General features: G+C 36.8%; 20 protein-coding genes. 8 read left to right on the top strand and 12 right to left on the bottom strand.

Features of this window, described 5'->3' with window-relative positions; translation table 11 throughout:
* From ACLHG9_RS02540 to ACLHG9_RS02550, 3 genes are all read right to left on the bottom strand, one after another.
* Positions 1-3,384 (bottom strand): SusC/RagA family TonB-linked outer membrane protein, encoded by a 3,384-nt coding sequence (locus tag ACLHG9_RS02540; RefSeq protein WP_410219947.1) that lies wholly within the window; start codon positions 3,382-3,384, stop codon positions 1-3.
* A gap of 135 nt (positions 3,385-3,519) precedes the next feature.
* The gene (locus ACLHG9_RS02545; protein ID WP_410219948.1) at positions 3,520-4,659 is read right to left on the bottom strand and encodes a FecR family protein; all 1,140 of its coding nucleotides are present in this window, start codon (positions 4,657-4,659) and stop codon (positions 3,520-3,522) included.
* A 71-nt stretch (positions 4,660-4,730) separates the two neighbouring features.
* On the bottom strand, positions 4,731-5,297 hold the full coding sequence (locus tag ACLHG9_RS02550; RefSeq protein WP_410219949.1) for an RNA polymerase sigma-70 factor: 567 nt from the start codon (positions 5,295-5,297) through the stop codon (positions 4,731-4,733).
* 232 nt (positions 5,298-5,529) lie between these two features.
* Here ACLHG9_RS02550 and ACLHG9_RS02555 point away from each other — a divergent pair, with 232 nt between their 5' ends.
* On the top strand, positions 5,530-7,908 hold the full coding sequence (locus ACLHG9_RS02555; RefSeq protein ID WP_410219950.1) for a PAS domain-containing protein: 2,379 nt from the start codon (positions 5,530-5,532) through the stop codon (positions 7,906-7,908).
* 74 nt (positions 7,909-7,982) lie between these two features.
* Here ACLHG9_RS02555 and ACLHG9_RS02560 read toward each other — a convergent pair whose 3' ends face one another.
* From ACLHG9_RS02560 to pfkA, 4 genes are all read right to left on the bottom strand, one after another.
* Entirely contained in the window at positions 7,983-8,198 is a 216-nt protein-coding gene (locus ACLHG9_RS02560; RefSeq protein WP_410219951.1) for a hypothetical protein, read from the bottom strand.
* A 365-nt stretch (positions 8,199-8,563) separates the two neighbouring features.
* A complete protein-coding gene (gene gap, locus ACLHG9_RS02565; protein WP_410219952.1) occupies positions 8,564-9,565 on the bottom strand; it encodes a type I glyceraldehyde-3-phosphate dehydrogenase in 1,002 nt (333 codons plus the stop codon).
* A gap of 6 nt (positions 9,566-9,571) precedes the next feature.
* Positions 9,572-10,414, bottom strand: coding sequence for a hypothetical protein (locus tag ACLHG9_RS02570; protein ID WP_410219953.1), 843 nt, complete (start codon positions 10,412-10,414; stop codon positions 9,572-9,574).
* A gap of 8 nt (positions 10,415-10,422) precedes the next feature.
* Positions 10,423-11,409 carry a 6-phosphofructokinase gene (gene pfkA / locus ACLHG9_RS02575; protein ID WP_410219954.1) on the bottom strand — a complete coding sequence of 329 codons (987 nt, stop codon included), beginning with the start codon at positions 11,407-11,409 and terminating at the stop codon, positions 10,423-10,425.
* A gap of 137 nt (positions 11,410-11,546) precedes the next feature.
* Here pfkA and ACLHG9_RS02580 point away from each other — a divergent pair, with 137 nt between their 5' ends.
* Positions 11,547-12,236, top strand: coding sequence for an NUDIX hydrolase (locus ACLHG9_RS02580; RefSeq protein WP_243357459.1), 690 nt, complete (start codon positions 11,547-11,549; stop codon positions 12,234-12,236).
* A gap of 67 nt (positions 12,237-12,303) precedes the next feature.
* On the opposite strand, the gene ACLHG9_RS02585 is transcribed toward ACLHG9_RS02580, so the two are convergent.
* Complete coding sequence (locus ACLHG9_RS02585) at positions 12,304-13,152, bottom strand: N-acetylglucosamine kinase (protein WP_410219955.1); 849 nt, start codon at positions 13,150-13,152, stop codon at positions 12,304-12,306.
* Positions 13,153-13,434: 282 nt separating this feature from the next.
* On the opposite strand from ACLHG9_RS02585, the gene ACLHG9_RS02590 reads away from it, so the two are divergent.
* The 4 genes from ACLHG9_RS02590 to ACLHG9_RS02605 all read left to right on the top strand — a co-directional run bounded on the left by ACLHG9_RS02590 (position 13,435) and on the right by ACLHG9_RS02605 (position 17,093).
* On the top strand, positions 13,435-14,463 hold the full coding sequence (locus tag ACLHG9_RS02590) for a threonine aldolase family protein (RefSeq protein WP_410219956.1): 1,029 nt from the start codon (positions 13,435-13,437) through the stop codon (positions 14,461-14,463).
* Positions 14,464-14,535: 72 nt separating this feature from the next.
* Positions 14,536-16,020: an acetyl-CoA carboxylase biotin carboxylase subunit gene (accC, locus tag ACLHG9_RS02595; RefSeq protein ID WP_410219957.1), complete on the top strand. Its 1,485-nt coding sequence runs from the start codon at positions 14,536-14,538 to the stop codon at positions 16,018-16,020.
* Complete coding sequence (locus ACLHG9_RS02600) at positions 16,020-16,604, top strand: riboflavin synthase (RefSeq protein ID WP_410219958.1); 585 nt, start codon at positions 16,020-16,022, stop codon at positions 16,602-16,604. The genes accC and ACLHG9_RS02600 overlap by 1 nt, the downstream gene beginning before the upstream one ends.
* Positions 16,605-16,628: 24 nt before the next feature.
* On the top strand, positions 16,629-17,093 hold the full coding sequence (locus ACLHG9_RS02605; RefSeq protein WP_410219959.1) for a DUF4268 domain-containing protein: 465 nt from the start codon (positions 16,629-16,631) through the stop codon (positions 17,091-17,093).
* Positions 17,094-17,099: 6 nt separating this feature from the next.
* Here the strand turns inward: ACLHG9_RS02605 and ACLHG9_RS02610 are convergent, their stop codons facing one another.
* Entirely contained in the window at positions 17,100-18,248 is a 1,149-nt protein-coding gene (locus tag ACLHG9_RS02610) for a tetratricopeptide repeat protein (protein ID WP_410219960.1), read from the bottom strand.
* 139 nt (positions 18,249-18,387) lie between these two features.
* Here ACLHG9_RS02610 and ACLHG9_RS02615 point away from each other — a divergent pair, with 139 nt between their 5' ends.
* Together ACLHG9_RS02615 and ACLHG9_RS02620 are read left to right on the top strand one after the other, a co-directional pair.
* Positions 18,388-18,687, top strand: a complete 300-nt coding sequence (locus ACLHG9_RS02615) for a hypothetical protein (RefSeq protein ID WP_410219961.1) — start codon at positions 18,388-18,390, stop codon at positions 18,685-18,687.
* Between the two features lie 277 nt (positions 18,688-18,964).
* On the top strand, positions 18,965-19,243 hold the full coding sequence (locus ACLHG9_RS02620) for a hypothetical protein (protein ID WP_410219962.1): 279 nt from the start codon (positions 18,965-18,967) through the stop codon (positions 19,241-19,243).
* Here the strand turns inward: ACLHG9_RS02620 and ACLHG9_RS02625 are convergent.
* From ACLHG9_RS02625 to ACLHG9_RS02635, 3 genes are all read right to left on the bottom strand, one after another.
* Positions 19,240-20,169 carry a YihY/virulence factor BrkB family protein gene (locus tag ACLHG9_RS02625; protein WP_410219963.1) on the bottom strand — a complete coding sequence of 310 codons (930 nt, stop codon included), beginning with the start codon at positions 20,167-20,169 and terminating at the stop codon, positions 19,240-19,242. The genes ACLHG9_RS02620 and ACLHG9_RS02625 overlap by 4 nt on opposite strands.
* A 294-nt stretch (positions 20,170-20,463) precedes the next feature.
* On the bottom strand, positions 20,464-21,591 hold the full coding sequence (gene hppD, locus ACLHG9_RS02630; RefSeq protein ID WP_410219964.1) for a 4-hydroxyphenylpyruvate dioxygenase: 1,128 nt from the start codon (positions 21,589-21,591) through the stop codon (positions 20,464-20,466).
* 26 nt (positions 21,592-21,617) lie between these two features.
* Complete coding sequence (locus tag ACLHG9_RS02635) at positions 21,618-22,784, bottom strand: homogentisate 1,2-dioxygenase (RefSeq protein WP_410219965.1); 1,167 nt, start codon at positions 22,782-22,784, stop codon at positions 21,618-21,620.
* Between the last annotated feature and the right edge of the window lie 32 nt (positions 22,785-22,816).

A 22,816-nucleotide genomic window follows, 5' to 3' on the forward strand; every position in this document is an offset into this window, starting at 1 on the left:
TTAGAATGTTGCATTAACACTTAATGAGAATTGTCTTGAGAAAGGATAGTTTGTGCCTCTTTCACGTTTAATACTTGATAGATATAATGGATCTGCAGCATTAAGTGTAACATTTAAACTCTCCATCTTTAAATTCTTAAGCCATTGCTTGTTTGCTATGTTGTATTGGAAATTAACGTTTTGCAATACCAGGGTTTTTTCATCCTGAACAAACCTTGATGATTTGTAAGTAGGAGATGTAACCAATAAGCCTTTAAATGCAGCAATGTCTCCTGGTTGTTGCCAACGACTGTAATATACGCGGGAATCAACATTATACTTGTAACTGGTTAACTCAACTCTGTCCACTAAAGTGCTGTTGTATTGTTGACCACCTGTAGTATATCTGAAAGATGCATTAATAGAAAAATCTTTGTAGCGCAACATTGAACTAAAGTTACCGAACAGTTTAGGGTCTCTCGAACCTACGGCTACAATATCAGATGCTTTCCAGGTATAGGTTGGTAGCCCATCTTTACCTAAGTATAATTCTTTGCCTGTACTTGGATCTATACCTAAAGAGGGTACTACCCAAATGGCATTACTTGAATAACCTTCAATATATAATGTGCCCGGATTGCTAGTGCCGTTAAGGGTAGCAGCTTGTGCATCTTTTAGTGCTTTAGAGGTACTGATGATCTTGTTTCTGTTACGTAATGCTGCGGCTGAAACACTCCAAGTAAAACCATTTACATTTTTAAGGATAAAACCGGTAGCTTTTAATTCAAAACCATTATTTCTTAAACTACCTATATTGTCTACGTAACTGGTAAAACCATTAGAAGCGGGTAAATTAACAGAAGAAACCAGATCTTTTGTGGTTTCCGTATAATAATCTCCAGTAAATCTTAACCTGCCGTTAAAGAATTCTGCATCTAGACCAATATTATATTTAACTGTTTGCTGCCATTGCAAGTTATTGTTGCCTAAACCTAACAGGTAGGCACCCATCCAGTTGTAATAACGTTCATTGGTATAGTACTGATATGTTGAAAGGGCTTGGTATGCATTGAATTTCTGTGCTCCTGTGGTACCTACAGATCCACGTAATTTTAAGCGGTTAATGTATTTGTTGTCTTTTAAGAAACTTTCATTGTGCAAGTTATAGCCTACACCTACAGACCAGAATGGAGCATAACGTTTATCTGAACCAAATTGTGACGAACCATCCATACGGAATGAGGCGTCAGCAAAATATTTGTTATTGTAGCTATAGTTTACGTTACCTGTAATACCTATAGATCTTACTAAAGATTCGCTTCCTGTTGGTTTGCCGTCTTTAGCATATTGTAAAGCCATAGTCACAAAATCAAAGTTGGCATTAGGGAAACCTTCTGCTAAGAAACTATAAGTAGAACTTTGGTCCTGACGAATATTGTAGTCGGCACCAAAGGTAAGCAAGTGGTTACGGCCAAACATTTTATTGTACTGAAGATTTAATGAACCATCGTACCCAAAATAGTTGTTAACACTATAGTTATAATCACCCTTTCTGAAAATATCATCTACTCCGTAAGTTGCAAAAGCAGTATGTTCAGCAGGTCTGAACTTATCATATTGTACATTGCCTTTGGTTAAGCCGAATTGAGCCCTAAGAGTCATATCAGGAATAACAGTCCATTCTACCGAGGTATTGTTGACTAATTCGGTAGTAGCACTTTTATCGAATGTTTTTAATGTAGCATTATATAGCGGGTTTGTTGGTAATGGGTTCCAATAATTACTATAATCAGAATTACCCGGATCTCCCAAGAATTTGAGTACATTTCCGTTTGCATCATAAGGAGCCCAGTAAGGATTTTGTTTTACATAGTCGCTAAATGTTCCATATGGAGATTCTTGAGAGGCGCCTTGCTGTACCTGTAAGTTATTTCTAAATTTCAAGGTTTTATAAGTGTAAGCTAAGGTAATATTACCATTAAAGGTATGCCTGAAAGATTCTTTCATTACACCTTCGATGTTATTTACCTGACCTGAAGCTGAATACCTGAATGCATTATCCCCGCCCTCTATTTTCAAGAAATGTCTCTGTCCAATACCATTTCTTAAAGGTAGCGCCATCCAATCGGTTTCCACACCGCGGTTAACTTCATTTAATAAATAATTATAATATCTTTTTAGAGGTAGGTCTGATTCTGCGCGTACATTGTTATAGTATCCAGCCTTCCATTCTAAATCTAGTTTGTCTGCTGCTTTTAATAAACTGTAGTCTGAAAGATCTGGTAATTCAAAATTTACATCAGATCTAAGGGTAAGACGTAGTTTACCTGATTTTGGTGGTTTGGTTGTAATTACAATAACACCGTTAGAACCACGAGAACCGTACATTGCAGTAGCTGAGGCATCTTTTAAGATTGTAATGGATTCTACCTCATTCTCATTCATGTCATATAATTTTCTCAAAGTAGATTGAAAGCCATCTAATATGATCAGCGGCGTATTTAATTCAGCGCGAGCTTGATCTTGAAACTGTCCTACGTTGGGAATGCTGGAGTTACCGCGTATCTGAATTTCAGGCATACGGTTAGGATCAGAGCCAAAAGCATTGCTTTCAATAATATTAAAAGATGGGTCTATATTGCGTAATGAAGTAATTAAATTACGATTGCCGTTTTCGGCCAGCTCTTGAGCCGTTACTGTTGTAGACGCGCCTGTAAAACTTTGGTCTGCTTTTTTAAATAAACCCGTATTAATTACAACTTGGTTTAATTGTGCTGCTTGGGCAACAAGCTTTATGGTTAATGGAAGTTTTTTGTCTTTTAAACTAATTTCCTGTTTTTCGTAACCAATAAAAGTTATTATTAAAGTAGCCTCTGCACTTGGAGAGATAATCCTGAAAATACCGCTCTGATCACTCACGGCTACAGGATTTATAAGTCCTTTTATTCTTACTGAGGCCCCCGGTATAGGTTTGTTGTCTTCATCTATGATTTTGCCAACAACTGCAAGCTGTTGTTTTACAACAACCTCTTCATTAAGTTGAGGAGCTCTGAATTTAAGAACAATAGTTTTTTGGTTAATAGTGTAAGTTAAGGGCTGCTCTTTAAAAGCAATATTCAATACATCCTCTACGCTTGCATTCTTTACATCAATGGTAACAGGCTTTGCTACTTTAAGCATTGCGCTGCTATAAAAAAAGTCGTAACCACCCTGCTTTCTGATTTTTTGAAGCACATTTTCTAAAGTAGTGGCATTCTCTTTAATGGTAATCTGGGCAAAACTTTTAGCGCCAACCTGTAAAAAAGAAAATAGGATTAAAAAGAGAGTTAGCTTTAGATGTAGCAAAATCTTGACATGGGCACGGCGCAATAGCCCGTACGCAAATGTCGGGTAAAAATCATACATTTGTTAGTGTTTAGGTTTTAGTTTTAGTTGAGATTTGATTAATTAATAACGAACCTGAGCTATACTTATTAAAGTATTTAACCGGGGGTGTTGCAGCATCTCCGGTTTTAACAGATCCGTAAATTATTGTAGAAATTATGGCATTACTGTAATCCTCCTTTCTTCAATTTTGAAGTTTACTGATCCTGTTAGTTCCATTATATTTAGCACCTGCTGTATATTTTTTGATCTGGATATTTTCCCTGAAAATTTCATGTTAGATAATTCAGCAGGGCAGTTTATTTCTACATCGTACCATCTGGAAATCTTTCTCAAGATACTGCACAGATCACTGTTGTTAAAAATAAAATCATTGTTAACCCAGTCAATTTCATCTTCTACGTTGCTACGCTGAATATTTAGGGTGTTATCAGCTAAAATAGCCTTCTCGCCAGGAGATAAGACTTTAGCCGGTATATCCTGTGCCCATATCTTGATACTACCTTGTAGCAACGAGGTGCTGATGCTGTTTTCATCGCCATAGGCATTGATGTTAAAGCGTGTGCCCAATACCTCAATAACCTGCCCCTTGGTTTTAACTTTAAATGGTTGATTGGTATTGTGAGCTACTTCAAAATAACCTTCGCCAGTTAACTCAACTCTTCTTTCGCTGCCCACAAAACAGGTAGGATATTTTAAAGAAGATTTGGCATTAAGCCATACTTTGGTCCCGTCAGATAAAGTAATGGTATAAAAACCGCCGGCCGGAACGGTCAAAAGGTTAATGGTCTCTACCGATGAGTTATTATTTTCACGTTGGTAAGATAAGTTTTCGCCATTGGTTTTAATTACACTGGCACCATTTTGCCCGGCGATAACTCCATTATTGGCATTATCTAAAACTATAGTGCTACCATTGGCAAGTGTTAATGTGGCTTTGGCACTTCCTGGTTTAATATCGGTTGAGGCAAATTTGTTATTTACCTTACGTATAAAGTCGTTGTGTTTAGTCAAGTATATAGATACAGACAGGATGATCAGCACAGCGGCGGCAGCCCAGTATTTGAAAGAAGTTGAGAGCTTTATTTTTTTAACCGGTATAATTTCAGGTTCGTTATGTACGGGCAGCGTATTCCAAATGTCGTTCTTAATCGCAATAAGATCTTGCCCGCTAATAAGATCAATATCAGCAGGCTGAGAATTTACATACCACGATTCAAGCAAAGCCAGCTCTTCTTCACTGCATGTACCTTCTCTATACTTATCTAAAATTAACTTTGCCTTATATGTATCCATATTGGAATATTTATCCTTTTACTAAAAGACGAACAACAATAGGTTAGGGGGTAGAAAAAAAATAAAAAAAATTAAAGACTCAGGAACAACATGGTGCCAAGCTTGGTTCTCAATACCTTTAAAGCATTTTTAACCTGGGTTTTTACTGTTTGTTCAGAGATGTTCAATTTTACAGCAATTTCTCGATGAGTAAGATTTTGTTTTCTGCTCATCTCAAAGATCTCACGCATTTTATTGGGCAATTGCTGTATACCGTTATCAATAAGTTCGGTCAATTGTTTTTCCCTGATTTTATGATCGGTTATACATATGCCCTGATCAATAAAACTTTGCAATGAGTTGATGTATTTATTCTCTACCTGTTGATGAGCGATAAAATCTAAAATTTTGTTTTTAACCGCAGTATATAAATATGCTTTAAGTCCTCCGGTAATTTCTATTTCGGTTCTTTTTTTCCAGATCTGAGTAAATAATTCGTGAATAATATCCTTAGCCTCTTCTTTATCGTTTAGTTTTTGGAGCGCATGAATATATAAGGTTTCGAAATACCGGTTATAAATAATAGTGTATGCCAATGCACTACCATTTTTTAACATTTGTAGTAATTCTAAATCCGAAAATCTTACCTCTTTATCCATTTACGCAAATGAAAAAAATAGTACTCTAATAATAAATTGTGTGGTGTTGATGGTTTGCAAATCAAAAGTACAACAAAAGTGTTACGATACAAACAGCTTACATTAAGATATTTAATGTTTTATAGAACAAAATAATAAACTTGGGAAATCGGGATGCTTATATTGATAAGTAAAGGTTAATTTATAATTTAGCTAATTCTGCACTAAACGCTGAAATTTTATACGCTTCTACATGGAAATTGAAACCAAACGATCGAAATTAATAGGCTGGGTACTGCAAAATGCCAAGCTTTCAAGTTCATTTTTTTTCGTGATTGTTTTTGCTATTGTTATTCTTATTGTAAGACAGCGTTACCAGATTGTACAGGAATCGAAAAGAATATACATCAGCAGTATCTTAGAAAATGTAAAGCAGCGGTTTGAACAATTGAATAAAACCAACCAGAATGTTGCCTTAACCCTGGCTTTAACCATAGATAATGAAGGTAATCCCAGAGAGTTTGAAGAAGTGGCCGAAAAGATCATTAAATCTAACCCTTATCTACAAGCCGTTCAGTTGGTTCCTAATGGTGTGATCAAATACGTTTATCCTTTAAAAGGGAACGAAAAAGCACTTAATCACGATTTGTTTAAGGATGGCGGATTAAACCTCATAGAAGCGAAAAAATCAGAAAACCTTAAGCAGCTTTATTATCAAGGACCCGTAAAATTAATGCAAGGTAAAATAGGTGTGGTGGGCAGGCTACCCATTTTTATAAAAAATAAATTTTGGGGATTTTCTGCCGTTGTCATTACTTTAGACAGCCTCTCATCAATGACCGGCCTAAATGTTAAGGCTAAAAACTATCAGTTTCAGCTGGCTAAAAATAATCCTTTAACAGGTAAAGAAGAGTTCTTTTTACCTTATAATAAAGAATTTAAACACAGACATACAACATCTATTACAATTCCTGAAGGCGACTGGAAAGTATATGCCATAGATGAAGATGCCAGCGATAATCTGATTAACATTTTACCAGTGCTATTGCTTGGCGTTTCAATGACCTTGATTTGTAGCATATTTTTATTTAAATTTTTACGTAAACAGGCAGAGCTTACAGATATTTTAGATAAGAGGACGCACGAGCTCATACTTGCCGAAAATAAATACAAAACCATATTTGACCATGCTGGTGTAGGTATTGGCAGGGTAAATTCCATCACAGGAGAATTCTTAGAAGTGAATGCGCAGTTGTGTAATTTATTGGGGTATTCTGCTTCAGAATTACAGCAAACTAAAATCAAAAGTTTAATTCACCCGGATGATTTGAGAGAAGACCGTACCCAGTTTAAAAGCATGATTAATGGGCAGATCAAGAATTATACAGCTGAAAGGCGTTATATCTGCAAAGATGGTGAGGCTAAATGGGCACAGGTTTTTGTAACCCTATTATGGAGTGAAGGCGAGGAGCTCAACAACCATATCATCATTGTAGAGGATATCACCTCAAGAAAAGACTACGAGCAGGAACTGATTGCTTCTAAGCAACACATCGCCAACTTGATCAACTCTATAGATGGTATTGTGTGGGAGAAAGAAATTCATGAAAACGGTTATGAAAGTTCATTTATCAGCAACAAGGTTTATGATATTTTAGGCTATACGCCAGAAGAATGGCTGTCTGACCCTGATTTTCATGCCAAACATTTGCATGAGGATGATCATGAAGGCCTGTTCAACTATGTAAATGAATTTTTGCTGAAACAACAAAACCATGAAAGAGAATACCGTATAAGAGCAAAAGATGGTTCTATAGTTTGGGTAAAAGATATTGTGAGTGTAACACCCTCAGTCCAAAATCCTGAAAAACTGCGGGGAATTATGATTGATATTACAGCTCAAAAAGAAGCCCAAGACTCTTTATCCAAATCTTTTGCACTGGTAAGGGAGCAAAATGAACGGCTGTTAAACTTTTCGCATATTGTTTCTCATAATTTACGTTCACATGCAGGCAATATACATGGTATTGTAGCACTTATAGAAGAAGCACAAACAGATCAGGAGAAAAAAGAGCTTTTGCATCTGCTTAAAAAAGTAGTCGATACCCTTAATGAAACCTTAAGCAATCTGAGCAATATTGTAAATATCAATACCCGTTTTGATATTTTAAAAGAGCCTTTAAACCTAAAACAATATGTCGAAGCAGCTATTAGTACCTTAAATGGGCAGATCATTAGCCAGCGGGCAACAATCAATAATCATGTTGCTATAGATATTGAGGTAATATTTAACAAGTCATACCTGGAGAGTGTTTTATTAAACCTTTTGTCCAATGCTTTGCGTTATACGCATCCTGATCGCAAGCCTGTTATCAATATCGAAAATCGAATGCAAGATGACTGTGTTGCACTAATCATTACAGATAACGGACTGGGGATTGACATGCAAAAGAATAAAGGAAAAATATTTGGACTTTACCAAACCTTTAATGGTAATAACGATGCCCGCGGATTAGGTCTGTTCATTACCCGTAACCAGATTGAAGCAATGGGAGGCAAAATAGAGGTGGAAAGTGTGTTAGATGAAGGTACAAGCTTTAAAATTTTGTTTGCGCCGAATAAAGTAAATTAATTTGTGGGAGGGGTGATCTAATTGGGTAATAAAAGCCTCAGAGAAATCTATTGGGCTTCCCTGAGCTTTATAAATTAAATAGGTGCTACTTCACAAGGATAAACATCATCTAAAGAGTAACAACGTGGGGGCTCTCCAAATGTACGAGAGCAAGAAAGTCCGGAACAACATCCTAAAGGAAAGTTATATGCAATCTGTCCTGTTTTTCCACAGAATTGGATATCGTCTCCACCTTTAATTTTTTTCATTTCCTCACGAGAAAGAGAGGAGCCTAAGTTAAGTAACTTCATGATCGAGATAATTAATTCAGGTCATAGTTTTAAGATAGGTATATGACTCATTACCCTATATAAATTTATTAAAATTTTATTGTAAATAAATGAAAGGCAGTTGTAGAAAAATAAAAGAGATGCTCCATCCAGACGCATCTCTCTTTCTAACCAAATATAAACCTGTGTATGAACGGGTATGTCTTTATCTTATTAATTAATGTTCTTCTTTTGAGATTACAAAAGTAAGAACAATTTCTTAGTGTAAGTAATACACTAAGATTAAATTTATGTTTAGTAATTCCTTGTGACATATCTGTGACATTCTGTAAAACCAGAAAAGCACCCTAAAGGTGCTTTTCTGGTCAATGATGAAGAGGCATCAATTATATTTTTCCATAGTATTCCACAAATTTTGCTAAAGCACAAGAATAACCCCATTCGTTATCGTACCATGATACCACTTTAACAAAGTTATCGTTTAAAGAAATTCCAGCTCCGGCATCAAAGATAGAAGCATGGTCGTTGCCAATAAAATCAGAAGAAACAACTTCGTCTTCGGTATAACCTAAAACACCTTTTAAGGGACCTTCTAAAGAAGCAGTTTTCATGGCATCTTTAATTTGCTGATAAGTAGCCGGTTTTTCTAATCTCGCAGTTAAATCAACTACAGAAACATCTGCTACAGGTACACGGAACGACATGCCGGTTAATTTACCTTTTAATGAGGGAATTACTTTGGTAACCGCTTTGGCAGCTCCTGTAGAAGAAGGAATAATGTTTGAGAAACCGCCGCGTCCGCCTCTCCAGTCTTTAGCCGAAGGGCCATCAACTGTTTTTTGTGTGGCAGTTACAGCATGTACGGTGCTCATTAAGCCTTCTACAATACCAAAGTTATCATGCAAAACTTTAACAATTGGTGCTAAGCAGTTGGTGGTACATGATGCATTTGATACAATAGTCTGATCAGCAGTAAGATCTTGGTGGTTTACACCCATTACATAGGTAGGTACATCATCATCTTTGGCCGGGGCAGAAAAAACAACTTTTTTTGCACCCGCATCGATGTGTTTCTGCGCATCAGCTTTGGTTAAGAAAAGACCGGTAGATTCGATCACGATATCAACGCCTACTTCATTCCATTTCAAATTAGCAGGATCTTTCTCAGCAGTAATCCTGATTTCTTTACCGTTAACAACCAAATGGCCGTTTTTTACCTCAATGGTACCGTCAAACTGACCGTGAACCGTATCATATTTTAACATGTAAGCCATGTAATTAGGATCAATCAGGTCGTTAATGGCAACAATATCTATATTTCTTTTTAAAGCCGCTCTGAAAACAAGTCTTCCGATACGGCCAAATCCGTTTATTCCTACTTTAGTCATTTTAAATCAGTTTGTGTAATAATGTAATATGTTGTGTATGGGTTCTTTGGTTATAGATGTGATATCTATATTGTGTTTTTGTGCAACCAGACGTAACCTGTCCTGGAAAGTTCCGGCTACAGAGCCTACAAAATGTATCTCTTCGTTTTGGTGTTTGGCTCGGGTAGGTTTGATATAAGTCTCCAGAAATTTCTCAAAACCCTGATCAATGATCTGCTCTATAAATTTATGCTTGCGGTTTTCAACAAAAAAATCAAAGAATGAACTTAAATAGCTCTGTACATTGGGGCGTTTATAAATCCGTTCCAATATAGAAGGACGATCTAAATTGTATTTGCTTTCTAATTTCGCCTTCAGGTCATCAGGAATTTTTTCCTCTAAAAAGTTCTTTAATAAAATTTTTCCCAGATAGTTGGAAGAACCCTCATCGGCTAAAATATAGCCCAAGCCAAAATTGTTTTCCTGAGGAGATTTTCCGTTAAAATAGGCACAATTAGCACCACTGCCTAAAATGCCCACAATTCCGCTTTTATGATGACATGCCGCAATGGATGCACCATATAAATCGTCCTTAATCTTTATTTTGCTATGTATAAAGAACTTTTCTAAGATCTCTTTTAAATTATTTTGGGCAGATTTGGTTCGGGTACCGGCAACAAACGCGTAAATTTTCTTGATTTTTTCGGCGTTGTTAATCAGCGTAGTATTTTTATTTAAAAAAGCGAAAATCTGTTTTTCTTCATTAAAATAAGGGTTAAGCCCCTGGGTCGAAGTTTCCGCAACAATTTTATCGTCTGCGTATAATTTCCAGAAAGCTGTTTTAGATCCGCTATAAATTACTGCAATCATGTTAACAATTAAATAGATAAAACATGTGTCATTTCAAGAAGGTCGTCTTCCAGTTTGTAGTTGTTCTTATTTAAGGCATCTGCAAGGTTTGTCAGTTTAATTTCGTTGCCATGCAATCCGGCCATTTTTAAGGTTTCGCCCTTAATTAAAGCCTTGGTGGCTGCAAAACCCAATCTGCTGCCCAATATGCGATCGAAACCACTGGGACTTCCGCCACGCTGTAAATGCCCTAAAATGGTAACCTTGGTGTCGTAATGTTTAAATTTACGTTTAACAGCATGAGCTATGTCATAAGCACCACCGTATTTATTTCCCTCAGAAACAATCACTATACTCGATGATTTCTTGGTAGAAGCACCTTCTTTAAGTTTGGTAATTAGTTCTTTAAGAGAAGTTTCGCGTTCAGGGAGTAATACAGCTTCTGCACCGCTGGCTATAGCACTTCTTAAAGCAATGCAGCCCGAATCTCTTCCCATAACTTCAATAAAGAACAACCTGTCATGAGAATCGGCGGTATCTCTGATCTTGTCAATGGCTTCTATTACGGTGTTGATGGCTGTATCATAACCTAAGGTAAAATCAGTTCCGTAAAGGTCATTATCTATAGTGCCTGGTATACCAATCACCTTGATGTCGAATTTTTCTGCAAATCTTTTTGCTCCGGTAAAAGTTCCGTCGCCGCCAATAACCACTAAACCATCAATCCCTTTAGCTTTAAGATTTTGATAAGCGAGTTCCATGCCGGAGTCTTCCTTAAACTCAAGGCAGCGTGCCGTTTTTAAAATTGTACCGCCAAGATGAAGGATATTACTTACAGAGCGGGCATTCATGGCTTCGATATTGTTATTGATAAGGCCTTGATAACCCTGTATTACACCAAACATGTTTTTGCCATAATATATGCCGGTACGTACAACTGCTCTTATACAGGCATTCATGCCCGGGGCATCTCCGCCTGAAGTTAGTACAGCGATATTTTTAATATTCGGTTCCATGCTTATATTACGAATATAGCGTGTATTTTTTACACTAAGTAATTTTTTTTCAAAATTTTTAATTTTTAACAATTTACTGGCATTATTTTGTTTCTTTGTTTTTTACTAACTTAAACTTAATTAAAACGTTTTTTGCTTTGAAAAATATACAACAAGGTTTTAATTTCGCTTTGTCTATTGATTGCGTGGTTTTCGGTTTTGATGGGAGCGCGTTAAAAATTCTATTGATAGAAAGGAACGAAGATCCATTTAAAGACTGGTGGGCTTTGCCAGGAAACAGGGTTAATGTGGATGAAAGTGTAGATCAGTCTGCCTCCAGGATTTTAAAAGAACTTACCGGCCTGAGCGATGTGTACATGGAACAGTTCTATACTTTTGGCGAGCTAAAAAGGCATCCGCAGGGTAGGGTCGTGTCTGTGGCTTACTATGCCATGTTGCGTCTTTCTGGTGAAAAACCTTTGAAACCATTAACCAGTTTTGCCCGTAATGCGCAATGGGTAAATGTAAACCAGGTGCCTGAGCTGGCTTTTGATCATCAGTATATTTTAGAGAAAGGCCTCGAAAAAATAAAAAGACGAGTAAGGCATTTACCTTTGGTATTTGAGTTGCTTCCCGAGAAATTTACCTTAACACAAGTACAAAACGTTTACGAGCTAATTTTGAACAAAAAGCTAGACAAACGTAATTTCAGGAAAAAGATACTAAGCTTTAAGGTACTAAAAGAGCTGGACGAAAAACAAAGAGGTGTTTCTTTCAGGGCAGCTACATTATATAAGTTTGATAAGCGCAAATACAACAAACTGTACGGTAAAGAAATTTCTTTTTAATAGGTCTTGTTATATGAAACAGCCTGTTTTCTCATCAGAAAACAGGCTGTTTTTCTTAGAACAGTTGTTATTTCTTTAAATGATAATCGACCAGATCATCTATTGGTGAACGGATAATTTTGCCTACGCCCATTTCGTACCTATCAGCAGTATAACTTAAAATATCTCTGAAATTGTAACCTACAGAACCTACACAGTTAAGCAGATAATCTTTGTAATTAGGATAGTGGATAACTAGATTTTCAAAGAAAGCAACAAAAGCTGTTTCTACCACATTGCGGGTATAATCAGGAAATTCTGCTTTGTAATCGTATAAAAATTTACTAAAGCTGGCGCAAAAACGGTTAGGAAGTGGTTTATTGTAAATGGCATCAAAAATATCTTCGTTGGTTAAACCAAATACGTTAAAGAAATGCTTACTTAAATTTTTAGGCATAAAACCTTTCATGTAATCGGCCAGCACACGTTTGCCAATGTAACTGCCGCTACCTTCATCACCTAAAAAGTAGCCTAAAGAATCTATATTCAGTGTGATTTCTTTACCATCATAAAAACAGGTGTTGGTACCTGTACCCAATATAGCTGCAAAGCCAGGCTCATCACCCAATAAAGCACGGCAAGAAGCCAATAGATCATGGTCAATGTTTACTTTGGCATTTATGAAAACGCTTTTCATGGCGTCGGCCACTATTTTTTTATTCGCATCGGTAGAACAACCTGCACCATAATAATAAACCTCATTTAATTTTTCAGGTTCTACATGGTCTGGTAAATTTTTTCTGAGCGATTTTTCGATATATTCTGTACTGGCAAAATATGGATTATAGCCTTCTGTATTAAAATGAATTTTTCTCCCGGCTTCATTGATCAAACACCAGTTGGTCTTTGTAGATCCACCATCTGCAATAACTATCATGTTTAGGTTTTTATAAAATTGATGAAAAACTGAGCCAATATAAAGGGCTTTTTCCTAAAAATAAAATTAATAATCAGTTTTTTAATGGCCCTTAATAATTGGTTTTAAAACGTTTGCTCTTTGACTTTAGTAAGGTGGTTTATTTATAGTGTATTTTTTACACTAATGATGTTGTTTTTCCGGCATTGGTTTAAAGTACTTTTTTTATTTTGTAAATTTTTTAATTCTAAAACTGATATACTTTATTTAAATAGGCATATTTGTTCTATAGATTAAAAGCACATGGATAAAATAATTGATTTTAGAAGTGATACCGTAACTAAACCTACTGCTCAGATGCTTGAGGCCATGATGGCTGCCAGAGTAGGCGACGATGTTTTTGGTGAAGATGAAACAGTGATAAAACTGGAAGAAAAACTGGCGGATTTATTTAATATGGAAGCGGGTTTGTTCTGCCCTTCGGGTACAATGAGCAACCAGATTGCCATCAAATGTTTTACACAGCCTTTAGACGAGGTGATTTGCGACCAGACCGCACACGTTTACAGATATGAGGGTGGAGGTATAGCTTTTAATTCGCAGGCTTCGGTACGTTTGTTAAATGGAAACAGAGGTATTTTAACACCTGAGTTGATAGAACCCGAAATTAATGAGGAAAACATCCATTATCCCGCATCGAGTTTAGTAGTATTGGAAAATACCGTGAATAAGGGTGGCGGAAAATGCTACCGCTTAAAAGACATAGAGCCTATTCATAACCTGTGTACCATTAAGGGCTTGAAATTACATTTAGACGGTGCCCGTATTTTTAACGCTTTGGTAGCCACAGGTGATAAAGCGGCAGATTATGGCAGGTATTTTGATGGCATATCTGTATGTTTATCTAAAGGGTTAGGTGCACCTGTAGGCTCGGTGTTACTGGCTTCTAAAGAAACCATTAAACAGGCCAAACGCATTAGAAAGGTAATGGGTGGTGGTATGCGCCAGGCGGGTTATCTGGCAGCAGCAGGTATTTATGCTTTAGATCATCATGTAGAGCGTTTGGGTATTGACCACTGGCATGCAAAAACTTTGCAGAACGCTTTAAAAGAAACCTCTTTTGTACAATCGGTAATGCCGGTAGAAACCAATATCATTTTATTTGATGTGCATGAAAAAGTAACTGCACAACAGGTTGTGGCTGCTTTAAAAAAACAGGGCATTTTATGTAATACTACTTCAGCAAGAACTATAAGATGGGTAACACATTTAGAAATTACTCCGGCTGATGTAGACAGAGCAGTATCTGTTTTAAAAAACATAAAAATATAATTTAACAAAGAGTACCTCAGGGGTTTTAAATATTTTTTAACATCTTGCACCACCAAAAAGCTGTATTAATAAATGGATAAAATATTGATTGCCAATCGTGGCGAAATTGCTTTGCGCATTATGCGTTCTGCTAAAGAAATGGGAATTAAAACAGTAGCAGTTTTTTCTGAAGCAGATAGAAATGCGCTACATGTGCGTTATGCAGATGAAGCAGTTTGTATTGGTCCGCCCCCTTCAAATCAGTCTTATCTTTTGGGAGAAAAAATCATAGAGGCTTGTAAAATGACAGGTGCGCAAGGCATACATCCCGGATATGGCTTTTTATCAGAGAATCCGGCTTTTGCTAAAATGGTAGCTACTGCCGGTTTAACCTTAATTGGCCCCACTCCAGAGGCAATGGAGATTATGGGCAATAAATTATCAGCTAAAGCTGCTGCTTTAAAATACAATATTCCTATGGTTCCTGGAACTGAAGAAGCCATTACCAATGTGGCAGAAGCCAGACAGCGGGCACTGGAAGTGGGTTTCCCTATCTTGATTAAAGCTGCTGCCGGTGGTGGTGGCAAAGGAATGCGTGTAGTAGAAAATGTAAACGATTTTGAAGAGCAGATGAACCTGGCCGTAAGTGAAGCGACCTCGGCGTTTGGCGATGGTTCTGTTTTTATAGAACGCTATGTAACCTCTCCTCGCCATATAGAAATACAGGTTTTGGGCGATACGCATGGGAATATTGTACATTTATTTGAACGTGAATGTTCTGTGCAAAGACGCCACCAGAAAGTGGTAGAAGAAGCACCTTCTTCAGTGCTTACTCCCGAAATCAGGGAGAAAATGGGTAAATGTGCGGTAGATGTAGCCAGATCAGTAAATTATGTAGGAGCCGGAACGGTAGAATTTATCTTAGACGAAAATCTGGATTTCTTTTTCCTGGAAATGAATACCCGTTTGCAGGTAGAGCACCCAGTTACCGAACTGATTACGGGGCTTGATCTGGTAAAAGAACAAATCAAAATTGCCAGAGGCGAAAAACTCGGCTTTACACAGGATGAGGTGAAAATGAACGGTCATGCTATTGAATTGCGTGTTTATGCTGAAGATCCTAAAAATAATTTCCTTCCAGATATAGGTCGTTTGCAGACCTATAAAACCCCTCAGGGCAATGGCGTACGTGTAGATGACGGTTTTGAACAAGGTATGGAAATTCCTATTTATTATGACCCGATGATTGCTAAACTGATTACCTATGGAAAGGATAGGAAAGAAGCGATAGAGCGCATGATAAGAGCAATAGATGAATATGACATTACTGGAATACAAACTACTTTGGCTTTTGGTAAATTTGTAATGCAGCACGAGGCTTTTGTCTCAGGTAAATTTGATACACATTTCGTTAACAAATACTTTAATTCAGAAAGCTTGGTTAATGAAAAACCTGATGAAGCCCTGATTGCAGCTATTGCCGCAGTGGTGGCACTGGATAAAAAAGAAACAAATTCAAGTGAAAGCCCCGTTAATGCAGAAAACAGCAACTGGGTTCGAAACAGAAAACAATACTAATGTTTACAGGAATAATAGAAACTACGGGTACCGTAAAACACATCGAAAGAGAAGGAGATAACCTGCATTTTACCATTCAATCTGCTATTTCTGAAGAGTTAAAAATAGATCAGAGTGTATCTCACAATGGTGTGTGTTTAACTGTAGTACATTTAAAGGATGATACTCACACAGTAACCGCAATTGCAGAAACGCTGGAGAAATCAAATCTGGGTACACTTAAAGTAAACAGTATTGTTAATTTAGAGCGTTGTATGCAGCTAAACGCACGTTTAGATGGTCATATTGTACAGGGGCACGTTGATCAGGTTGCAGAATGTTTGTATGTGAAACCTTTGGATGGCAGTTGGGAATACCGTTTCAGATATGACCGCACAAAAGGTAATGTAACGGTTGAAAAAGGTTCTGTATGTGTAAACGGTATCAGTTTAACGGTTGTAAATTCTATCGAAGATGAGTTCTCAGTTTTCATTATTCCCTATACGTATGAGCATACCAATCTAAAAGAGATTAGTCAGGGGCAAACCGTAAACCTTGAATTTGATATCATAGGTAAATACGTGGCAAGATTAATGCAGCGGTAATTTTTTATAAACACGCTAATTAATATGTATAGTAAAGAAGAAGCCGCCCGGCTTCGTCAGCAATTCTGGATTACTTTTGGTAAATATATGAAGCCCGTTTTGGGAGCTGAAGGCGGTACTGTAAACTGGATAAATTACAAAACAGGTATGAAGCATATTTTTTTTCGTACCGATGCGGATCAGAAAAAAGTAAGCATTTCAATAGAACTCACCCATCCAGATGCAGGTGTAAGAGCGTTATTTTATGAGCAGCTTTTGATGTTTAAAAATATGCTACATGATACTTTAAGCGAAGAATGGGAGTGGTTGCCTGATACAATAAATACACAATCTGTACCCATTGCTAAAGTTTTTGCAGAAAGATCAGGTCTGAGCGTTTACAACCAGCAGCAATGGCCCGAAATAATTTCTTTTCTTAAATATAGGATTATTGCTTTAGATGAATTCTGGACAAACGTCAAACCTGTTTTTGAAGATCTTTCTGCGTAATTGGTATCATTGTTTATGTGGTGCGCTTAACCATACTACTCTTTGTTTGGCATATTCTACCTGCGCTTTGTCCATCTCTTTCAGCTCTTTACTTTTAAGATACTGCTTATAATAATTTAAAGCATTGGCAGGCTGATTAAGTTTGGTATCGTAGAGTACAGCTATACTGTATAAAATATCTTTTTCATTGCCAAAAGTTAAACCCCTTTTAAATGCAGACATGGCATTGGTAAGCTGATTTTTGTTTTCATAAAGATTACCTAACGTATTGTGGTAAAACGCTGTATTCGGAGAAATAGCCTCATCAATCGTTTTTTTGGCATAAGCAATGGCGAGATCATATTTTTTCAGCTCACGGTAACTAAGGGTCATGAAATATAGGATGTTTTCATTCTGTGCATTTAATTTCTCCATTATCTTATAGTAGAAAATACACTTCTCATAATCTTTTAAAAAGAAATAAGCTTTTCCTACATCACGGATTACATTAGGACTGGCTTCATTGCTTAGCAGCTTTTCGCCTATAGAAATAACTTCTTTGTATTTTTTTAGCTGTATGGCCAGTGGTAACAGCGCCTCCTGCAAAATGAAATTCCCTGTATCGGCACTGATAGCTTTCTGCAGAACATTATAACCTTTTTCATATTCTTTTTCAGTTTTGTAAAGATCGGCCAGGTCATAGGCTACATCCCCTTCAGCAGGATTTATCCTATTGGCTCTTTCAAGGTATTTTAGTTTGAGCACCGGACTGTCTAGATAATTGGCAAGCTGCTTATAAGCATTAAAATTATTGCTATCGAGGGCTAATATCTGTTTAAGGTAAGCCACAGTCTTGGTTCTTACGCCTCTTCTCATATTAATGCTGGCCAAATTAAAAAGGGTACCTATAGTGTTAGGTTGTAATTGGTTTATTTGTTCATAGATTTTTTCGGCCTCAGGAAGATTGGCAGACATCATGTAACTGTAAGCCATTTGTGATAATATTTTAAGATCACTGATATCGTCAGAATACAAAGATTTTAAATAAGAAGCCGCTTCTGCATAACGCTGGCTTTGGTAAAAATCGAATAATTTCTCTTTGTCTAATTGGGCTGTCTGGGCTTTTGAAAAAAAGGCTAAAAAACAAAGGAGACCGGCTAAAATAACTTTTTTCATGATGTTAAAATTTTTAACTAAATTATTAGTTGTTTTGGTTAAATCAAAATTTTAACCAAAAAGCTTTATAAAATTAAAAACTATTCAGGTCTGTAAAGGTTATTATAAAAGAATGAATGTTTAATCAACTCAGCATTTTATGGATACGTTAAAGAAATTCGAACTGATGGAAAAAATTGTGAGAGAGCTTGAGGATCTGCAGCACTCGCAACAGGCCATCATCCAAAAAATTGGCAAAATAGAGGTAGATAATATTGAATTAGGTGATCAGCGCCTTGAAAAAGACCTGCCCGATATGCACCAAAGAGTATCAGATAACCTTGATAATATCAAAGAACTTTTAGATGCTTTTGCCAGTAAGACAGAAAAATTTGGAGATAAGAATAAAGTTGATGCATTAAAAGAGCAACAGGCTTTAAATAATGCCAACCGTAAATAATTGTTGAGCTAAGACTGGTCGTATTGAACGTGAATGTTTTCAAAGCAGTTTGGTTTCAACAGCCTCAGCCTGGTACTATTAGTATAGAATTATTTACTTCTTTCTGTAGGTAATGCTATTTGCTCTTTTTGTGTATCATGTTGAGCTCGTTTCAGCATCTTTCCAACTATACTCGACATTCAGAATCTGTAATGCAGGAAGCTTATTGATTTTTATTTTTCAACACTCGCAAACTTTTTGCCCCCTAAATGGTTATTCTTTCTCCAAATTTTGTGTTATGAAAATTAAAGAAATGTTGCTTAAGGGTAAAGTGTTTGCCGATCTGCTCAAAGACTTCGCGATTGAAATTCCAACAATAGAGATCCAGAATGAGGATATGATTCTCAACGAGGCTGAATCTGCACCAAATGGAATGCTAAAAGAAATGATTTGTATCACTGCCAGAAACGGCCAGTATCTATTTGACTTTTTTGGTACCCTATACTTCAACGTAGTAGAAAGGCTTGCAGTATTTGAATTGCAGGGATTTGAAAAACTCAGTTTAAATAAAAGCTAAAAATGAGTTTTAATTTCTTTTAATTCATAATTAAAGGCGCCCCTTAATGGCCTTATTTCAACATGCTTTTTATCACTGATCACTTTTATATAGCAGGCAGCAAAATAGAAAATAAGCGAGGTGTAAAATATAAAAAGCATCACCAGTACAATAGAACCCGAAGCACCATATATATTTTCAATATTACTGAGCGGTAATAAAATTCGTAACACATAACGCCCAAAAGTAAATAATACGCCCATAAGCAGGCCGCCCTGTATGGCTATCTTAAAATGAGGCCGTGCGTTGGTCAAGTACCTGAAAAGTATAGTGAACCAAATGCTAATGGTAAAGGCAAAAATCAGTTGATTTAAAACAGTTAACAGCCATTTGCCAAAAGTAGGAGAAGAATCATTTAGGTAAGCACCTATAATAGCTTGTATACTATCAAAAACAACCCCAACAAAAAACAAGATTCCGGCAAGTAAGATAATACCTAATGAGCGTCCGCGGTTTTTTAAAGTAGGTAAAAACTTACCCTGGGCATTAAAACCGATATGCCATATCTGCTCAACAGAATTCTTGATTACGTTAAATAAGGTAGTGGCCACAAAAATGAAGAAAAGAAAGCTCAGTATAGTGGCCCACCAGCCATGGTCTATAGCTCTGATATTTCTTAAAACCTGTCTTATTTCATTCGCACTACTGGGAATAAGCACTTGGGAGATACGATCGAATATTTGCGATGCCAAAGTTTTTCTATCTACAAAAAAGCCAAACAACCTGATGAGTATAAGGAGGATAGGAGGGATAGCAAAATTGGCAAAAAAAGCAGTTGCTCCAGCTAATCTTAAAGGATCATTTTTTTTAAGTAACAGGAAACTGTTTTTAAGATTAGTATATAAACCTAAAAATGATGCTTTACTTTGATAAACCGGTTTTTCCATGAGCAAGCCCAAAATTAACAAATTAAATAACCTTTTATAACCTATGGTAATATTAATACCAAATAGAAAACAAATTGAACGTAAAGCAGGTTTGTATTATAAAAGAATCTGTTTATGAACAATTTTTGGAGAACCGTTATTGCCGGGTACAGCGCTAAGAAACTGGGCGGGGGCTGTCTGTCTACCATTGTTATTTTTGTAATTATTTATTACGCTTTAGGACATTGTTAAAACCAGGCAATAAAAAACCCGACTTGTAAAGCCGGGTTAGATATTAATATATTAATGCAAGATTTAAAGATTTCCTCTGCGGGCCTGTTCTCTTTCTATTGATTCGAACAAAGCTTTAAAATTACCTGCTCCAAAAGACTGGGCTCCCTTTCTTTGAATAATTTCAAAGAATAAAGTAGGACGGTCTTCAACAGGTTTGGTAAAGATCTGTAATAAATAACCTTCTTCATCACAGTCAACCAAGATTCCTAATTCTTTTAAAGGTTCGATATCTTCATCAATTTCTCCCACACGTCCTGGCATCATTTCATAATAGGCTTCAGGCGGAGCACTTAAAAATTCAACACCACGAGCTTTTAATTCGGTTACTGTTTTTACAATATCTTTAGTGGCTACGGCAATGTGCTGCACACCTTCGCCCTCATAAAACTCTAAATATTCCTCAATCTGCGATTTTTTCTTGCCTTCTGCCGGCTCATTGATCGGGAATTTAGAAAAGCCATTACCATTGCTCATTACTTTACTCATTAAAGCTGAGTATTCTGTATTGATCTGCTTATCATCAAACGATAAAATGTTTACAAAACCCATTACATCTTCATACCATTTTACAGTTTCGTTCATGCGGTTCCAACCCACATTACCTACGCAATGATCTATATAAAGCAAACCAGTTTCAGAAGGGTTGTAATCACTGTTCCAGGCTTCGTAACCTGGCATGAAAGTACCCTTATAGTTTTTGCGCTCAATGAACATATGTACGGTTTCACCATAAGTATAGATACCACTCATTTTTACTTCACCAAATTCATCGGTTAAAGTTTGAGGAGCTAAAAATGGTTTACCACCACGTTTAGTGGTTTCTTCAAAAGCGCTGTAAGCATCATCAACCCAAAGTGCTAAAACCTTAACACCGTCTCCGTGTTTTTTTACATGTTCTGATATAGCATGATCTGATTTTAATGCAGTAGTAAAAATCAGTCTGATCTTACCTTGTTGTACAACATAAGAAGCCCTGTCTTTAACACCGGTTTCTGGTCCGGTATATGCCAGTGATTGAAAGCCAAAGGCAGTTTTATAAAAATGAGCTGCCTGTTTGGCATTACCCACATAAAACTCGATATAATCTGTTCCGTTGATAGGAAGAAAATCCTGTGCCTTGGCAATTTTCTCTGCAAATGTCTGTGTCATTTTGTGTGAATATTAAGTATAATAAGTTATTCAATATTAATTTGCCAGCTTTTGTGATAACTTTCATCTTCAATAGCAATGGCATCTTCAGTTAACATTAATGGTCTGAAAGGATCTATCATTACAGCCAGCTCCTCTGTTTTTTCCTGTCCTATAGATTTTTCTACGGTTCCAGGATGCGGTCCGTGAGGTATACCGCCCGGGTGTAAAGTAATCTGTCCTTTCACTACACTTTTTCTGCTCATAAAATCGCCATCAACATAATACAGTACTTCATCGCTGTCAACATTGCTGTGGTTGTAAGGAGCAGGTATAGATAAGGGATGATAATCATATTTTCGTGGCACGAAAGAACATACCACAAAATTATGAGCTTCAAAGGTTTGGTGTACTGGAGGTGGTTGGTGTAAACGGCCTGTGATCGGTTCAAAGTTATGGATCGAGAAGGCCCACGGATAATGAAAACCGTCCCATCCTATGTAATCAAAAGGGTGAGTGCCGTAAACATAAGGATAAATCAACCCTTGTTTTTTAATCAGAATCTTAAAATCGCCGGTTTCATCAAAGGTCTGAAGATTTTCCGGGCGTTTAATATCGCGCTCACAAAAAGGAGAATGTTCTTCTAACTGTCCAAAAGCATTACGGTAACGCTTAGGTGTACGTAAAGGACTAAAGCTCTCCACAATAAACAACCTGTTGTTTTCTGTATCAAATTCCATTTGGTAAACCGTTCCGCGTGGTACGATCACATAATCTCCATATTCGAATTTGATTTCTCCAAAGCCTGTTTTTAATTTACCCGAACCCTCGTGTACAAAAATCATTTCATCGGCCTGACTATTCTTGTAAAAGTAATCGGTCATCGATTTACGCGGGGCCGCTAACGAAATATGTAAATCGTCGTTTACCAAAACAGGTTTCCTGCTTTCCAGATAATCATCCGCAGGTTTGATGTTAAAGCCGATCAGACTTGTATGGCGCAAATGCTTTGCACGGGCAATTTTAGGTTCTACTGAATAAGGTTCGCCCAATGCCTTTACAATGGTTGGCGGATGGCAGTGGTAAACCAAAGAATACAAGCTTGAAAACCCTTCCGTAGAAACTAATTCTTCGGCATAAAGATTTCCATCAGGTTTACGAAAAACCGTATGTCTTTTGGGTGGGATTTGCCCTAATGTATGATATATAGGCATAACTTTAGGTAATTGATTAAGGTTTAATGTGT

Origin of the sequence: Pedobacter sp., assembly GCF_046462515.1 — a bacterium.
GTDB lineage: Bacteria > Bacteroidota > Bacteroidia > Sphingobacteriales > Sphingobacteriaceae > Pedobacter.

Bases quoted from the DNA above. Each gene is read 5' to 3' on its own strand.
- ACLHG9_RS02635 (WP_410219965.1), bottom strand. From the start codon at position 22,784: ATGCCTATATATCATACATTAGGGCAAATCCCACCCAAAAGACATACG.
- ACLHG9_RS02590 (WP_410219956.1), top strand. From the start codon at position 13,435: ATGGATAAAATAATTGATTTTAGAAGTGATACCGTAACTAAACCTACT.
- ACLHG9_RS02545 (WP_410219948.1), bottom strand. From the start codon at position 4,659: ATGGATACATATAAGGCAAAGTTAATTTTAGATAAGTATAGAGAAGGT.
- ACLHG9_RS02555 (WP_410219950.1), top strand. From the start codon at position 5,530: ATGGAAATTGAAACCAAACGATCGAAATTAATAGGCTGGGTACTGCAA.
- hppD (WP_410219964.1), bottom strand. From the start codon at position 21,591: ATGACACAGACATTTGCAGAGAAAATTGCCAAGGCACAGGATTTTCTT.
- ACLHG9_RS02625 (WP_410219963.1), bottom strand. From the start codon at position 20,169: ATGGAAAAACCGGTTTATCAAAGTAAAGCATCATTTTTAGGTTTATAT.
- ACLHG9_RS02600 (WP_410219958.1), top strand. From the start codon at position 16,020: ATGTTTACAGGAATAATAGAAACTACGGGTACCGTAAAACACATCGAA.
- ACLHG9_RS02585 (WP_410219955.1), bottom strand. From the start codon at position 13,152: ATGATAGTTATTGCAGATGGTGGATCTACAAAGACCAACTGGTGTTTG.
- ACLHG9_RS02620 (WP_410219962.1), top strand. From the start codon at position 18,965: ATGAAAATTAAAGAAATGTTGCTTAAGGGTAAAGTGTTTGCCGATCTG.
- ACLHG9_RS02570 (WP_410219953.1), bottom strand. From the start codon at position 10,414: ATGATTGCAGTAATTTATAGCGGATCTAAAACAGCTTTCTGGAAATTA.
- ACLHG9_RS02560 (WP_410219951.1), bottom strand. From the start codon at position 8,198: ATGAAGTTACTTAACTTAGGCTCCTCTCTTTCTCGTGAGGAAATGAAA.
- ACLHG9_RS02605 (WP_410219959.1), top strand. From the start codon at position 16,629: ATGTATAGTAAAGAAGAAGCCGCCCGGCTTCGTCAGCAATTCTGGATT.
- ACLHG9_RS02550 (WP_410219949.1), bottom strand. From the start codon at position 5,297: ATGGATAAAGAGGTAAGATTTTCGGATTTAGAATTACTACAAATGTTA.
- ACLHG9_RS02610 (WP_410219960.1), bottom strand. From the start codon at position 18,248: ATGAAAAAAGTTATTTTAGCCGGTCTCCTTTGTTTTTTAGCCTTTTTT.
- gap (WP_410219952.1), bottom strand. From the start codon at position 9,565: ATGACTAAAGTAGGAATAAACGGATTTGGCCGTATCGGAAGACTTGTT.
- ACLHG9_RS02615 (WP_410219961.1), top strand. From the start codon at position 18,388: ATGGATACGTTAAAGAAATTCGAACTGATGGAAAAAATTGTGAGAGAG.
- ACLHG9_RS02540 (WP_410219947.1), bottom strand. From the start codon at position 3,384: ATGTATGATTTTTACCCGACATTTGCGTACGGGCTATTGCGCCGTGCC.
- pfkA (WP_410219954.1), bottom strand. From the start codon at position 11,409: ATGGAACCGAATATTAAAAATATCGCTGTACTAACTTCAGGCGGAGAT.
- accC (WP_410219957.1), top strand. From the start codon at position 14,536: ATGGATAAAATATTGATTGCCAATCGTGGCGAAATTGCTTTGCGCATT.